The following is a 15,682-nucleotide window of genomic DNA, read 5'->3' as shown; positions in this document are numbered from 1 at the left end:
GCAGGAAAGTGAGGTTCTTTTTTTATGGAAAGTTGGATTTTTCTTGGATTGATCATGCTTGTTGCCCTGCTTGCTAAAAATCAAAGCTTGATCATCGCTACAGGTTTTATATTACTAGTCAAATTGATACCGACATCGAAAGTGTTTCTTACTTGGCTTCAAGGCAAAGGAATTAATCTAGGAGTCACCATCATCACAGCTGCTATTTTAGTTCCAATCGCTACTGGCGAGATTGGCTTAAAAGATTTACTAGATGCCTTTAAATCACCCATCGGTTGGATTGCTGTGTTTTGTGGTGGTCTAGTAGCCGTCCTTTCTTCCAAAGGAGTCGGTTTGATTGCTTCAGACCCGCAGATTACTGTTGCATTGGTTTTTGGAACAATTCTCGGAGTCGTTTTCTTAAAAGGGATCGCTGCTGGTCCAGTCATTGCTTCTGGTATTACCTATTGTCTCTTGCAATTATTTTCTTTAAGTAAATGAAAAAATCGATCACAGATAAAGTGTTTTGAGTCCTCTGAATCGAATCGTTCGTGATATACTTATTCCGAGGTGATCACATGTTAGAAAAATTAAAATACTTTATCGGCACGGTTGGTTGGTTTTTATTAGCGATCGTATTGATTTTAGGACTAGCTTATCTTTTATTTCCAGATCTGATCCAAAATGTGTTCAATACCTACTTTAATTGATCGTGAAAAAAGTAAACCCGATAGATGGAGTAAACAAACTTTATCTATCGGGTTTATTGTTTTTTCATTTATCTTTACTTATGGAATCTACTTGATAAAAGTTGCGTGAGTTTCATCAAGTATGTTTTTAATGTTCCTACCTCTTCCTCTTACCCCTACACCACTTACCTCCTTTTATGTTTCCTAAAATATTATTAAATAATCCTCATTTCTTTTTGGCTCCTCCTTTCATTTTTTGTTATACTAGAACACAAGATAGCATCACTTATATTTTTAATCATTCGCTATTATGCTTTATATATAGAAAGGAAAACGCTCATGGAAACCTTTGAAGGTCTTTTAATTGATACGTATGTCTTACAAGAACAACCTATGATGTTGACTGGCTTAAATCTTCAACTGGAAGATCGTGTCATCAACGGTCTGTTGAAAGATCGTTACTTGGCAAAATATATTCTTCGGCTCCCTTTAAATAAATATGTATTAGAAGTCAGTGGAAAATGGAACCGCCGCAATCAATTAGTCATCAAAAAAATGATGATCAAAAATATTGATGAATACATTAAAATTATTGGGACTCCGGAATAAATTTAGACACACCAACGGTTAACGGTTATAAAATAACTAAAGAATGGTATCGTTATGATTGCTTAGTCTACAAGGAACGTATCCCTTTTCAAAAAAAGCTTTGCAAACGGTTCGCTTTGTTATATAATGTTCGAGTACCAAACAGTCCCATTCAAATTTTGTTTAAAAAGATAAATTTATCTGCTTTGGTTGAACGCTATTGTCTCCCACAATAGCGTTTTTTATTTGCCCATTTTCCTTCTCTTTCAATGCTAGTAGAGCCTAGAATTAAGTTTCTTTTAGTGTTAAGGAAAAAAACTTGTCATGTTCATATTGCAAAGATTACTTCATTTAGGTATAATAATGAATGTTGAATTATGCGGTAACACGCGTAAGAACTTAATTTATCGGAGGTGAAACTAATGCCAAACATTGAATCTGCAATCAAACGTGTTCGTACAAGCGAAAATGCGAACGTTAAAAATTCATCTCAAACAAGCGCTATGCGTACTGCAATCAAAAAATTTGAAGATGCTGTAGCTTCAGGTGCTGAAAACGTAGATGCGTTATATAAAGAAGCTGTTAAAGCTATTGATATGGCTGAAACAAAAGGTCTAATTCATAAAAACAAAGCTAACCGCGACAAATCTCGTTTAAGCAAAAAAATCGCTAAATAAGGAAATCGGCTACGGCCGGTTTTTTTATTTTGTCTCAAACAGTCTATTCGATCTCCCTTCTGTTGGGTTTCTTTCCATTCTTTTTATTAGTAAACCAGCTGCGGCTGACTCAGCACTTCCTACTCTAAAACAATTGATGTCTAAAAAACGCTCAAAACATCATCGTTTCAAGCGTTCTTTTTGGATTTATTTCGATTGTTTTTCTCTTCTTTTTAACTCTTCAAAAGCTGACCTGTTCGTAAGACAAATAATTGAAAGCTTAATTCTTTTTCGATTTTACCACTTTTGATTTGGTAATCCATTTCAACCAGATCGTCAAATAAACGCCTTAGGATCTTTTCATCAAATTTACGTACCTCTTGCATCGCCAATTTTACACGGTAAGGATGTATCTTTAAAGTCTCAGCAATATTAGCCTGCTGATAACCGATTTTCATCAAAAACTTGGTCTGTAAAAACAAACGTATTTGTGAAAGCAAGATGGCATTGATCTTAATGGTTTCTTCTCCTTGGGTAATTAAGTCTTCAAACAACCGCAGCGCTTGTTCTGTTTTCCCGGAAAGAATATATTGTGTCATATCAAAAAGATTATGTTCCAAGGTTTTAGGGACTAACTGTTCCACTTCTTTAACAGTGATCAGTTCTTGTTGTTGCCCATACAATAGTAATTTATTCAATTCCCTCATCATTTTTGATAGATCGAGATCCGTTAACCTTAAAAACAGATCAATCGCTTTACGGTCCATTTGAAACGGTGCATTTTCCAGTGTATTCAATAAATACTGACGTACTTCTTTTTCATTCAATTGCTGAACATTGATGGTCACAGCAGCTTTTTTTAATTGTTTCGTTACTTTTTTTCGCTCATCTAATTTCTCATAGGGAGCAAAAAACACTAAAACTGTTGATTCTAAAGGTTCTTTTAAATAATCAATCAGTAGATCCGTATTTTGTTCAATCCCATTATTCACTTTTTCAGCTGTTAAAAAGTAGGGATTTTCTACAAATACTAGGCGTTGATCACCAAAAAATGGCAAAGTCTCTGCCTCAGCAACCACCTCATCAATACTAGCATTCCCCATATCAAAACTTAAGAAATTCAAGTCATCTTGACTATCGATTTGAATTTTTTTCTGGATTTCTGCTCTTACCTGATCCTGTAAATATTTTTCAGTACCTAGAATCAAATAACAAGGCGCAAGCTTTTCTTTACGGATTTTTTGTAAATCTGCTTGAATACTCATTTCGTTCACCACTTTCAAATTTATCCTACCATGAGTAGCTGGGAATTGCTAGTCTATCATTGTGTGGATCTTCCCCTCTGGATACCAAAAGGGATGCCATTTAAAAGTAATTGCGCCTTGACGGTCGGTACGCAAAGGAGTGACTTTATTCTGCTTTAACGTCGCTAGTACGTCTTCATGAGGATGACCAAATAAATTATTCACGCCACAGGATAAAACACCATAGGTTGCTTCTAATTGCGAAATGAACTGTGGATGACTAGATGTGCGGCTGCCATGATGTCCTAATTTGATCACATCCGCTTTTAAATCTGGATAAGCGTTTCCGATCTTTTCTTCTGCATGCTGATCTAAATCACCTAAAAAGAGAAAACGACAGGATTGATGAGTCACTGACAAGCCAATTGAATCTTCATTCTCCCCCTTCCCCTGGGTAATCGGAGACAACACAAAAAAATCAAAATAACCTTTGATCCAATCACCCTGCCTGACTTCACAAATAGTAGTTCCTGCTTTTTCCAATTTCTGCAACTGCGTATGGAGCCAGGTACTTTTGCCAGCTCCCCAACCAATATAAATCGTATCGATCTTGAAATGTTTTGCTAATGTCGTAATTTCTCCCACATGATCGATATCGTCATGCGTCAATATCAGTTTATTGATGTGTCGGATGCCATTTCCTTTTAAAAATGGGACAAGATTGAACTCTGCAGGTGGTCTAACCCTTCGCTCTTGCCAAGCTTCTTTTTGAAAACCCAATTTTCCACCAGTATCAATCATAACGATTTCTTTTAAAAACGGCGCTTTAAAAAGAATACTGTCTCCTTGCCCTACGTCGTTGAAAGTGATACTACTTCCGAATTGAAGAAAACGACCAAAAATGAGAATAATGGGCACAAGGAGTGCAGCTGTCACGCATTGAAATGGTTCATGTTGCTTTTTCTCTATAAGCCATAAAAGAAAGCCTAAACTAAATATTAACAACCAGCCATTCGGTCGCCCAATCACTAGATTGGCAAATCTCAACGAATCTAGTAAGCTCTCGAAATGGACTAAAAAAGAATTAAGCAACTCGCTAACACTTGGAGGTAATACCCTGCCAAAAACAAATAAAAACGTCAAACAAGGAAGAAATACTTTCTTAAAAACAGGAGCAAAAAGAAGAGTCAACATACTCCCTAATAGTGGCCACTCATAAAAATGCCAAGCTGTCAGTGGCATGATGCCGATACTAAATAACACGATAGTAGTGAACTTTTGAAACTTAGTGGTTGGGCGAGACAACAAAAGAAAGAAGAAGCTCATTCCTAAACTTAGCTGGCCCTCTACTTGGAAAAGACAAAGCGGCTCGATCAGCAAAAGTATCCATAAAATAATCGAATAATGATCGAAAGAAGAAAATTTGACATTGAGGAGTTTTAGTCCTAATTTCAATAAGAATGACAGCCCCGCTCTTTTCACTGACACAGAGCCCCCAGATAAGCTAAAATACCCCAAAGTCCCCCCAGCTAGTGGGAGATAACTAGCAGTTAATGTCATCCCTCCTCTGCGAAACAGATAATAGAGCCAACCTAAGTAAGTTTGGATGTGCATGCCTGACAAACTGAATAAATGAAGTAAGCCAGTTTCTTTATATGTGTCTTCTGATGCTAAAAACTGACTATCTTTATAGCCAAAGATCAAAGCATTCATATAGACACTCACCTTGTGACTAAAGTGTTCTTGAATAAACGTAATAAACCTTCCTCGTGTTCTGCTCAGCATATTCTGCCAAGCATTACGATTTAAATGTTCTTTGATCTGGCGTATCTGAAAGCGTCCTTTGATCCGATGTATTTGGTCATACTTTTTTTGATCAAACCCATAAGGATTCCTTTGTTTGGAAGTTTCTTGGTAATCCCCGACTACAATTAATTCAATCGCTTCATGTCTAAGAACAAGAAAAGAATTTCTTTCTTGTTCAGATTTGGCATAATAGCTGCAAGAAATCTTTTGCTTGTCCGTTGTGTGCCCAATAAAAGTCACTAAATCTCCATTCATTTTCACTGTGTCTGAGGCGACCATGATACGTTCCAACGTCCTTTGATCATCGATTGGTTTTGTTTCTTTAAGCCAGCAAGAAAATAAAACCAGCGTACTACAAATGAGACTTAAACCAATAATTTGTTTATTTTCTTTCCGTAAAAAAAACAAAAAAAATCCAGCGAAAATCAAACGATAATGCCATCTGTCTGTATAATAAAACAAACAAATAAAAATCGAAGAAATCGCTGGAAAAATGAATCGATTCTGTGTTTGATCACAAAATCTACTAAACATGTTCTCCTGATAATTCTTTTTGGAGTTTAGAAAAGTGAGTAGAATCCAATGATACTTGATGAACAGTTGCACCTAATTGTTCGATCAATGATTGTGCATACGGATCATTTCGATAATCATGTAAATAGTTGATTTTTTTGATTCCTGCTTGTAATAAGGCTTTTGTACAAGCTAAACAAGGGAAATGAGTCACGTAAATCTCTGCGCCCTCCGTAGGTATGCCTAGTTTTGCACATTGTAATAAAGCATTCATTTCCGCATGGATCGTTCGCAAGCAATGACCATCGACGATATAACAGCCTTCATCAATGCAATGAACATCCCCACTAACAGCGCCATTGTAGCCTCCAGCAATGATCCGTTTTTCTCTTACTAAAGTTGCGCCGACTTCTAATCGTGTACAAGTACTTCTCAATGATAATAATACTGCTTGAGCCATAAAATATTGGTCCCAAGGAATCCGTTCATTGCTCATATTAGCCACCTCTATCGTTTATTCTATAGTAATTGTAACGAAGTTTTTGATTTTTTCAACTGTCTTCTGACCAATTCCGTCTATTTCTTGAAGCTCGTCAATACTTTTGAACGATCCATTATCTTGTCTATACTGAATAATTTCTCGGGCTTTTTTTTCACCGATCCCCGGTATTTGTTGCAATTGCGAAAGATTAGCGGTATTAAGATGCACTCGATCTGGGTTTGTGTCCGCTGAATCTACCGTCGCTAGACTAGCATTTGAGCTTTCTGGAATTTCTTCGCCTACTTCAGGAACGTACAGCATTTGTTGATCCGTTATTTTTGCTGCAAAGTTGATCTGTTTCTCGTCAGCTGATTCCGTCAGCCCACCTGCTTTTTGAATAACATCAAATACCCGATCTTCTGCCACAAAAGCGTACATTCCAGGTTGTTTCACCGCTCCTTTCACATCGACATAAATCACTGACCTAGTCGATGTACTCACCGTTTCATCAATTGGTTTCGTTTCAGAACTGTTCTTTTCCGGAGCTTCAATCGATTGGTTTGTCAAAAATAGTTGATCCTTTTTACTTGATTGACTGAAAAAATGAACCATCATTCCACCAAGGATGATGACTCCTATGACGCCAAAGATCCCTCCGATCACAAATTTTGGTGAAGAAAAGTTGGAACTATAGAAACGCTTTCGTTTGTTTTTCCATTCTTCGCTCATTGTGACAATTTTCCGATTGGTTTCCTTTCATTAAATTATGAAGAAGTTTTTTCTCTTCATGATTAAATACGTCAAACCATTTTTCTACATGAAAATAAACCTACTTTTGGGACAATTATTTTTATGAAAAATGAATCTTTCATACCTTTAAACATTTCAGGAATAGGCGTTGACATAGGGTCTATATTTCTCTTTTCATTACCTAGCAAAAACCATCAAAATCACTTTTACTGACTTTGATGTTTATCTATTTTTCTATCCGTTTTTGAAAAATAGTTTCAAGTTCACACTCTTAGCGAAGCTCTTCCTTGATTTTTTTGAGCATGTACCCGACCTAAGTAATCCTAAATCCGATATCTTTGCCACTGTCTCTCTAGCGGCTATGTACAATTATTCTCACTATGCCAAAGAGCAATGCCTCAACTACATCAACTTTCCAAGTGTTCAACTATCCTAAATATGTCAAAGACTCGCTTTTCCTCATGAATAATCGTGAGCTAGTTTACATAGATTTTATAAGATATTTTTTTACGGACAAAATATTCCATTGTCTAAACTAGTCGTTATACCATATCCAGATAGGTAACTAGTACGATTACGAGACATGTAACGATCATGTAAATAATGTTTTCTAACCGTCTTGTATGATTTTTTAGAATAATCCCAGGATCAGTAGAATTGAAACTAGTCCGATACTCGATTGGCACAAAATTACCGATACATATTCCGAATAACAAAAGTAAAAAAGGCCAATTTGTAATAACTCCTCTATTCATAAACGCACCTATGATTGAGCTAACATAAATCACTAATTGAATCATTATAATTAGAATCGCTTTTTTTCTCATCATTAATCCTCTCCAAGTAAATTTAGAAAAACAAACAGGACTTGATCACAAAATAAAAGTGGTAGTTGGTTTTAAATAGATTTCAAGAATAAAATTCTCCAGCTCTTTCCTCTATTTTCAGAATACCCAATGAATCGGATAAATGTAAAAATTAAAAGCTGTGTGCCAACGTAGTTTTTACTAGGGAATCAGTAAAAAAACACTGACTTAGAACGATCTGATCATCTTACTGTATTCATTTTTCTGTCCTTCGATTATATCATACATCTTCACTTTATTTCCTATTTTTTCATTTCACCAAAAATTTTTCCATAATAAGTTTAAACTCTTTATCAACTGACGCAGTTAAAAATAACTTTACCTTTACTGATCAAACGAATATAAAAAGCTTACCTCATACACATAGATCCCTTCATGGCTAGTTTCTATTCATTTTAGTTTCTCTATAAAAAAGAGACAGACAAGCTTTCCGCTAAGGCTGAGTCATTGAAAACATCAATCTTAAAGGAAATTTTGTCTGTCTATTTATTCGTTCAAAAACCGTTTCATGAACAACGATAAAAAAATGTTGTTGAAACAAAACGATTTATAATGAATCTTTAGTTCATCTTTTCTAAATAATCAAGGGCATCTTGGACGGTTTTCACTGGTACAATTTTCATTGAAGAGTTCAATTCTTTCGCAGCAGCTTTGGCTTCTTCGTAATTGGTTTTGATTTCTGGATGTTTCTTCTTGATTTCATCTGAGATTGGATCATCCGGTGCAAAGAATATTTCAACGCCAGCTTTGTCTGCACTAGCCACTTTTTTATCAATACCACCAATTCGCCCAACTTCACCGTCGCTATTGATCGTTCCAGTACCAGCAATTTCTTTCCCTTGACGAAGATTTTTACCGGTCAATTGTTCATAGATTTCCAGGGTAAACATCAAACCAGCAGACGGCCCTCCGATTGATCCTGAATTAATCATTACATCTGTATCCGACTTGATACTCGTATGATCGGTTAAAGTAATCCCAATCCCTGCTTTATTATCCGTTGGCAGTTCGATCAATTTACCTGAAGTTTCGTTTTCTTTGCCATCTCGGAGATAGGTGATCGTGACCGTATCGCCGACTTTTTTACTTTTGACATACTTCATAAATGCTTCTGCACTTTTAAAGGTTTGTCCATCAACTTTTGTGACTGTATCACCAACTGCTAATTTTCCATAGAAATTGGAATTCTTCTCGACACTCATGACATAGACACCTTTAAATTCCATCTGGTAAGAGCGCCCTGCCAATTTTAGTGCTTGCTCAATCGCTGCATTTTGGGAAGACTCCATATAATATTGTTGGATTTGATTGTATTCTTCGCTAGTCGCCCCGCCAGTCAACTCCTCAGCGCTAATCAAATCTTCAAACGGTGCTAGCTTGGCTTTGACTGCTGTAAAACCAGTTGCTCGACGGATGCCCACTGAAGTTAATGAAAAGGAACCTGAATCTTTGTCCTTTTTCCCATTGACGGTAATCAGCTCTTTCAAATTGATGGTTGCTCCTGGTGCTTCCACATAAAAAGGAAGTGGAATTACCACGAACCCAATAATAAATATCCCTAAAAAAATGACAAGAATTGTCTTTAACCATCTTTTAAAGTCCATCATTTTCACGCTTTCCAGCTAACGCTTCGTTGATTACTGATGGAAGATAGTCACTGACATCTCCCCCAAAGTGTAAGACTTCTTTTAATAAACTAGAACTAACGTGACTATATTCTTGTTTAGCCAATAAAAAGACCGTCTCGATTTCTTGATTTAAATGATGGTTCATTTGAGCAATATCCCGTTCATATTCAAAATCCTTTACACTACGGATACCACGAATGATGGTTTGAACAGCTAATTCATTCGCAATCTCGACTGTTAATTGATTTTCCTGGTGGTACACTTTAACATTCGGAAGATGACGAACAGCTTGAGTAATCAATGTAACTTTTTCATCAACGGTAAATAGATGTTTTTTTGACGTATTCACAAATACCCCAATGATGACCTCATCAAACATTTTTGCTGCTCGTTCGACCATATCTAAATGCCCATTCGTGAACGGATCAAAGCTGCCTGGAAACAAGGCTTTTTTCATAGGTCTTCCTCTTTTCTGTAGATAGTCACAGTTGAAATACCATACGTTTGTTTTCTGATTTGCGTAAAATCAGCAATCTTTTCTGGTAATTCCACTGTTTTATCAGTTTCACATACAATAACTGCCGAATCATTAAAAAGGTCCAGCTCCGTCATTTTGATTATTTGGTCAAGAATTTTTTGTTTGGCATATGGTGGGTCAAGAAATAAATAATCAAATTTTTGCTGATCATTTGCCAGCTTTTCGATGGCTTTGTCCGCATCAAGTTTTAACGTGGTGAATTTTTCTGGCTCTTTTGTTACTTTAATGTTTTCTTGGATTATTTTTAGCGCTTGGTAATTTTTGTCTACACAAAAGGCATGCCCACAGCCACGAGAAACTGCTTCGATAGCTAACCCGCCACTACCAGAAAATAGGTCTAAGACTGTTTCTCCGTCGAAGTAAGGACCGATCATATTGAAGATCGATTCTTTCACTTTATCTGTGGTGGGACGTGTATTAGCCCCTGCTAAACTCTTTAAGCGTCGTCCACCATATGTTCCTGATATGACTCGCATTGACTCACTCCTTTTAAAAATCGTGCTGTTACTAGTATACCAAAAAAAAAGATAAAAAAACTTGGATCGCCATTAATTTCATGCTTTCTCAAGTTATTTTTATCTTTTTTATTTAAGAGATGAATGATTTACACAAAACAGGTTTAAAAGACATGGTCTGCTAAACGAATCTTAGTGTTGATCTCCTCAATCTCAAAACCTTCTTCTTTGACTGGTTGCTTCGTACCAATCTTATCAGCAAAGTTCATTTCGACGTCTGGACGATAAGAGCGTTCAACTTTGCGAACAAAATGAAGTTTGTTGATTCGTTCTGCAGTTTGCTCAAATGTGTCTTCATTCAAATACAATACGACATATTTCATTTTACGTGAAACGTAATGAAGCAATCCAAATTTCTTCAAATTTTTTAATTGTTTCAAACTGTATACCCAGACAATCAACCCACGTCGTTTCGTTAGTTGAAATTCATTTTTTTCATCATTCATGACAGTTACCTCCACATCCACTACGCCCCTTTTGTTCAAAAAAAGGATTTCCCGCATCAATTTTAATCGTCAACGATACCGTTTCTGCTAACTGCTGGCTAATTTTATCCAATAGATCTTGCAATTGTGTTTCCATACAACGAAAATCCGCTACTTTTTCATGCAAATCAAGTTGACGTTTGGCTAACCGAACAGCTCTTTGCTTCTCTCGAAATTCTGGTGCATATTTTTGATAAGGAACAACTTTTTCAAACTGTTCTTTTTTTATTGAGAAATCATTAATCAATAAATTGACATCCGCTGATTGTTCCATCACTTTTTTAGCTTTTAAATATTTTTTCATCGTCTCGCTTTTTTTGATACAATCGGATAAGCTCTGACATTGATCTTCTAAGGCAAATAATTCCTCATTGATTATCACTGCTATCGGTACTCTCCTTACCTTCTTCTTGCATTAAGACTAACATATTTTCTTTTGAAAAAGCAATTCCTAATAGATCGGAAGTGTTAACTAAAAAGCGGTCGTGATAGTACGGATCACTATACAAAAATAAAAATGTAAACGTTGGATCAATCACTGGATGTGTAAAGACACCGGTCGATTGGGGAAGCTTTCTTTTTGCGACTAACGAATCAATTTCATCAGTAGTCAATGAAAACTTAGCAGTTGCGTTTGTACTACCCGCTATTTGTTGCCATTCTGCTAATCGTTCTTTCGTCAAAATATCTTCTGGTCTATTAAGATAATCACTTAAAAGCAATTTCGTTTGAGTAGAAAAACCGGTCGTCTGCTTATAAAGTGGTAAGCGATCCAATTGCCTTAACTGATTCAACAATCGAACACTATGACCTTCTTTTGCTTGATTGATTTCAGCCCAATCTACTTGATCGTCTATTTTATATTGCGGTAAGTCTGAACCAAATACTTGATAGGGATGAAGTTTCAACAAACTAGCTTTATCCAAATAAACGATCGAAAACAGTCCATTACTACTTTGGTCGAAGAATAAAATAGCAAACGTATCATTATCAAACGCAATCAACGGTCGATAATTCATATCTTCTTCCATCAATTCGATCCCGACATCTGTTCCATTGTATTGAAAATTAAAATTCGTATAGATCGTGGTGATCTCAGTTAGATCTTGCATTGTCATCCCTAAGTAAAAAGGAGTAATCGTTGAGTTGTCCGTATTTAATACTTTAATCGTGGAAACTTTATCTTTTGTGATATTCGCTTCAAAGGATAAGTGATTGATTTGATCATGGTAATATCTTGTTTCAAAACCAAACCCACTCGTCAAGCGTTCATAGGGATCACCAAAACGTTGCTCTAATTCATCAACTGATTGACCAACATACGTGGAAAAGCCAGATGTTTCCAACTTCTGGTATTTCCACGTAGTCATTTGATTTTGAGTGATTTGCTCTGAGTTTTTTTTTACTTCAAGTTTAGGAGGAAACAACACCGGCTGCATGTAAAATGCAATGATCACTGATAACAATATCGCACCAAATAACCCTAGCCGTTTCATCTTTTTCCCACCTTTATTTTTCAGTTACTTCAATCAATAAATCACCAGAAGCGATCGCATCGCCATCTGTTACATAGACATGCGCAATTTCACCATCAAAACGAGCTTCAATTGCCGTTTCCATTTTCATTGCTTCCGTGATCATCAATGTATCGCCTTTTTTAACATGATCCCCTTTTTTGACTAATACATCTAATACAGAACCAGACATCGTTGCACCGATATGTTCACGATTTGTTGGTTCAGCTTTCACACGTGTTTGTACAGTACTGATGATCGAATGGTCGTTCACTGTAATTTCACGACGTTGGCCATTCAAGTTAAAGAATAAGACACGATTTCCTTCAATATCTGGTTCGCCGATTTCATCCAAGCGAATAATCAAAATCTTGCCTTTTTCAATCTGAACATTCACCGTTTCTCCTAAGCGAATCCCTTGGAAGAATGTTGGTGTATCAAGTAATGTCACATCACCAAATTGATTATAGGCCGCTTGATAATCTAAAAAGACTTGCGGATACATCAAGTAGCTCAGCACTTCTTCTTGTTTAGGTTCATAGCCGATTTTTTCAGCTAATTCTGCTTTGACTTGTTGGAAATCAACTGGTTTAGCTAAAGCTCCAGGACGTTCAGTAATCGCTTCTCGTCCTTTAAGGATGATCTTTTGTAATTTTTCCGGGAATCCTCCAACCGGTTGTCCTAGCTCTCCTTGGAAGAAAGTAATCACAGACTCTGGGAAACTCAATGTTTCACCTTTTTCATAGATATCTTCCTCCGTTAAATCATTTTGAACCATGAACAAGGCCATGTCTCCTACAACTTTTGATGAAGGGGTAACTTTCACGATATCACCAAACATCAGGTTCACTGTATGGTACATCTGTTTGATGTCATCCCATTTATTTCCTAAACCAACTGCTTTGGCTTGTTGTTGGAGATTAGAGTATTGTCCACCAGGCATTTCATGCATATATACTTCTGTTTCTGGTGCATTCAAACCGTTCTCAAATGGTTTGTAATACATACGGACATCTTCCCAGTAATGATTCAATTGTTGTGCATTTTGAATATTGATCTCTGGCAACCGTGGACCGTTGACCAAAGCATAATACAAACTGCTCATACTTGGTTGACTTGTATTCCCACTCATCGCACTCATCGCCACATCAACGATATCTACCCCAGCCTTCGAAGCTGCAGAATAGGTAATGATTCCATTTCCACTCGTATCATGTGTATGAAGGTGGATTGGCAGATCAGTAGTCTCTTTTAATTCACTGATCAAGCGATAAGCAGCTTGTGGTTTCAGCAAGCCAGCCATATCTTTGATCGCAATGATATGCGCACCAAGTTGTTCTAGTTCTTTCGCCATGTCCTTGTAATATTGGACATTATATTTTGCACGACTAGGATCATTGATATCTCCGGTATAGCAGATCGCAGCTTCTGCAATCTTACCTGTGTCTCGAACCGCTTGGATACTTTTTTCCATTTGCGGTACCCAGTTCAAACTGTCAAAGATTCGAAACACATCAATTCCTTGAGCCGCTGCTTCTTTCACAAATTCTACTAAGACGTTATCCGGATAATTGGAATAACCGACTGCATTTGAACCTCTGAACAACATTTGTAACAGCGTATTTGGCATCAATGCTCGGATCTTTCTTAATCTTTGCCAAGGATCTTCATTCAAGAAGCGATAAGCGACGTCAAAGGTTGCTCCTCCCCACATCTCACTTGAGAATAGTTCAGGTAATCCTTCACCGGTCAATTGAGCAATCTCTTTAAAGTCTTTCGTACGAACACGAGTTGCTAATAAGCTTTGATGAGCATCTCTAAATGTCGTATCAGTCAATAACAAGTTTTCTTGCGATTTGATCCATTGGACTAACGCATCCGAACCATCAGAATCTAAAACATTTTTTGCTGTCAGATAATCTGGGCGTTTAATCAAATCTTTCGGTACCCGAGGAGATTCATAAAATGGTTTTTCACCATTTTTGATTCCCGGGAAGCCATTCACGGTAATTTCACCGATGTATTTCATTGTTTTATTTCCACGGTCGCGTAAACGAGGGAACTCAAACAATTCTTTTGTATTATCGATAAATGTCGTTTTAGCGTTTCCCGATTGAAATTCAGGATGGGAAATCACATTCAACATAAATGGGATATTGGTTTTGACTCCACGAATCCGAAATTCTTTTAAGCAACGTTCCATTTTTTGGATTGCCGTATCAAAATCTGCCGCATGCGTACAAACTTTGACTAAAAGTGAATCAAAGTATGGGGTAACCACATATCCTGCATAAGCATTACCGACATCTAAACGCACTCCGAAACCACCAGGTGAACGGTAAGTATCGATTTTCCCTGTATCAGGAAGAAAATGATTCAACGGGTCTTCTGTAGTGATCCGACATTGAATCGCAGAACCATTTAGTTTGATATCTGCTTGTTGCGGCAGACCAATTTCACTGTGTAAATCTTTCCCTTGGGCAATCAATAATTGAGTAGTCACGATGTCCACATCGGTAATCATCTCTGTAATCGTATGTTCCACTTGGACTCGAGGATTGACTTCGATAAAATAAAAGTCATTTCCTTCAACTAAAAATTCAACCGTCCCAGCATTGACGTAACCAACGTGTTTCATTAATTGAACGGCTGCTTGACAGATGCGTTCGCGTTGTTCAGTCGACATGGAGACACAAGGTGCTACCTCTACTACCTTTTGGTGACGTCTTTGTACAGAGCAGTCTCTTTCAAATAAATGGATCACATTTCCATGTTTATCGCCCAAAATTTGGACTTCGATGTGTTTAGGATTTGCAATATATTTTTCAACATACACTTCATCGCTGCCAAAAGCCGCTTTTGCTTCACTTTTCGCACGATCATAGCCTTCTCGAGCGCTTTTTTCATCATGGGCGACACGCATTCCTCGTCCCCCACCACCTAGAGCGGCTTTAATCATGATCGGATAACCGTACGTTTCAGCAAAAGACAAAGCATCTTCGACCTTTTCAATCGGTCCATCAGTCCCAGGAATCGAAGCAATTCCAGCTGCGATAGCTGCTGCTTTTGCTTTGATCTTGTCACCAAAGATATCCAAATGATGTAAGTCTGGTCCTACAAAAGTGATGCCTTCTTCCTTGCATCGTTTTGCAAAACTTAGATTTTCAGATAACAACCCATAGCCTGGATGGATCGCATCCGCTCCACAGGCTTTCGCAATGGCAATAATCCCTTCAATATCTAAGTAAGCGTCAATCGGTTTTTTCCCTTCGCCAACTAGATATGCTTCATCTGCTTTAAACCGGTGCACGGAATACTCATCTTCTTTTGCGTAGATACCTACAGTTTTAATTCCTAATTCTGTACATGCTCGAAACACTCGTACAGCAATTTCTCCTCTGTTAGCAACTAAAACTTTTTCCATCAAACC

Annotated in this window: 16 protein-coding genes; 4 read left to right on the top strand and 12 right to left on the bottom strand. The window is 37.2% G+C overall.

Going from position 1 to position 15,682, the window contains the following annotated elements; genetic code table 11:
• Positions 1-24: 24 nt before the first annotated feature.
• From AB3I12_RS04915 to rpsT, 4 genes are all read left to right on the top strand, one after another.
• Entirely contained in the window at positions 25-480 is a 456-nt protein-coding gene (locus tag AB3I12_RS04915) for a DUF441 domain-containing protein (RefSeq protein WP_010719338.1), read from the top strand.
• A gap of 77 nt (positions 481-557) precedes the next feature.
• Positions 558-689, top strand: a complete 132-nt coding sequence (locus tag AB3I12_RS04910; protein WP_010719339.1) for a hypothetical protein — start codon at positions 558-560, stop codon at positions 687-689.
• A 318-nt stretch (positions 690-1,007) separates the two neighbouring features.
• Entirely contained in the window at positions 1,008-1,277 is a 270-nt protein-coding gene (locus AB3I12_RS04905; protein WP_005878685.1) for a hypothetical protein, read from the top strand.
• A gap of 401 nt (positions 1,278-1,678) precedes the next feature.
• Complete coding sequence (gene rpsT / locus AB3I12_RS04900; protein WP_010719340.1) at positions 1,679-1,933, top strand: 30S ribosomal protein S20; 255 nt, start codon at positions 1,679-1,681, stop codon at positions 1,931-1,933.
• Between the two features lie 212 nt (positions 1,934-2,145).
• On the opposite strand, the gene holA is transcribed toward rpsT, so the two are convergent.
• The 12 genes from holA to AB3I12_RS04840 all read right to left on the bottom strand — a co-directional run bounded on the left by holA (position 2,146) and on the right by AB3I12_RS04840 (position 15,676).
• A complete protein-coding gene (gene holA, locus AB3I12_RS04895; protein WP_034700673.1) occupies positions 2,146-3,189 on the bottom strand; it encodes a DNA polymerase III subunit delta in 1,044 nt (347 codons plus the stop codon).
• 36 nt (positions 3,190-3,225) lie between these two features.
• Positions 3,226-5,496: a DNA internalization-related competence protein ComEC/Rec2 gene (locus AB3I12_RS04890; RefSeq protein WP_063627034.1), complete on the bottom strand. Its 2,271-nt coding sequence runs from the start codon at positions 5,494-5,496 to the stop codon at positions 3,226-3,228.
• Positions 5,489-5,971, bottom strand: a complete 483-nt coding sequence (locus AB3I12_RS04885; RefSeq protein ID WP_010719343.1) for a ComE operon protein 2 — start codon at positions 5,969-5,971, stop codon at positions 5,489-5,491. The genes AB3I12_RS04890 and AB3I12_RS04885 overlap by 8 nt, the downstream gene beginning before the upstream one ends.
• 18 nt (positions 5,972-5,989) lie before the next feature.
• Positions 5,990-6,685: a helix-hairpin-helix domain-containing protein gene (locus AB3I12_RS04880; RefSeq protein WP_063627032.1), complete on the bottom strand. Its 696-nt coding sequence runs from the start codon at positions 6,683-6,685 to the stop codon at positions 5,990-5,992.
• 563 nt (positions 6,686-7,248) lie between these two features.
• The gene (locus tag AB3I12_RS04875; RefSeq protein WP_063627029.1) at positions 7,249-7,536 is read right to left on the bottom strand and encodes a hypothetical protein; all 288 of its coding nucleotides are present in this window, start codon (positions 7,534-7,536) and stop codon (positions 7,249-7,251) included.
• Between the two features lie 596 nt (positions 7,537-8,132).
• Entirely contained in the window at positions 8,133-9,176 is a 1,044-nt protein-coding gene (locus AB3I12_RS04870) for a SepM family pheromone-processing serine protease (protein WP_025480486.1), read from the bottom strand.
• The gene (gene coaD, locus AB3I12_RS04865) at positions 9,166-9,657 is read right to left on the bottom strand and encodes a pantetheine-phosphate adenylyltransferase (RefSeq protein ID WP_034700679.1); all 492 of its coding nucleotides are present in this window, start codon (positions 9,655-9,657) and stop codon (positions 9,166-9,168) included. Before coaD ends, AB3I12_RS04870 begins: the two co-directional genes overlap by 11 nt.
• Positions 9,654-10,235 carry a 16S rRNA (guanine(966)-N(2))-methyltransferase RsmD gene (gene rsmD / locus AB3I12_RS04860; protein ID WP_223603477.1) on the bottom strand — a complete coding sequence of 194 codons (582 nt, stop codon included), beginning with the start codon at positions 10,233-10,235 and terminating at the stop codon, positions 9,654-9,656. Before rsmD ends, coaD begins: the two co-directional genes overlap by 4 nt.
• Before the next feature lie 122 nt (positions 10,236-10,357).
• Positions 10,358-10,699: a YlbG family protein gene (locus tag AB3I12_RS04855; RefSeq protein ID WP_010719349.1), complete on the bottom strand. Its 342-nt coding sequence runs from the start codon at positions 10,697-10,699 to the stop codon at positions 10,358-10,360.
• Positions 10,692-11,120 (bottom strand): YlbF family regulator, encoded by a 429-nt coding sequence (locus tag AB3I12_RS04850; RefSeq protein WP_010737456.1) that lies wholly within the window; start codon positions 11,118-11,120, stop codon positions 10,692-10,694. The genes AB3I12_RS04855 and AB3I12_RS04850 overlap by 8 nt, the downstream gene beginning before the upstream one ends.
• Positions 11,107-12,234: a CAP-associated domain-containing protein gene (locus AB3I12_RS04845; protein ID WP_368015554.1), complete on the bottom strand. Its 1,128-nt coding sequence runs from the start codon at positions 12,232-12,234 to the stop codon at positions 11,107-11,109. The genes AB3I12_RS04850 and AB3I12_RS04845 overlap by 14 nt, the downstream gene beginning before the upstream one ends.
• Before the next feature lie 13 nt (positions 12,235-12,247).
• Positions 12,248-15,676 carry a pyruvate carboxylase gene (locus AB3I12_RS04840; protein ID WP_010737454.1) on the bottom strand — a complete coding sequence of 1,143 codons (3,429 nt, stop codon included), beginning with the start codon at positions 15,674-15,676 and terminating at the stop codon, positions 12,248-12,250.
• Between the last annotated feature and the right edge of the window lie 6 nt (positions 15,677-15,682).

Origin of the sequence: Enterococcus sp. C65 (assembly GCF_040887165.1) — a bacterium.
Classification (GTDB): Bacteria; Bacillota; Bacilli; order Lactobacillales; family Enterococcaceae; genus Enterococcus_B; species Enterococcus_B hirae.
Note: the sequence above shows the minus strand (reverse complement) of the source record. Positions and strands in the feature narration are given on the sequence as shown.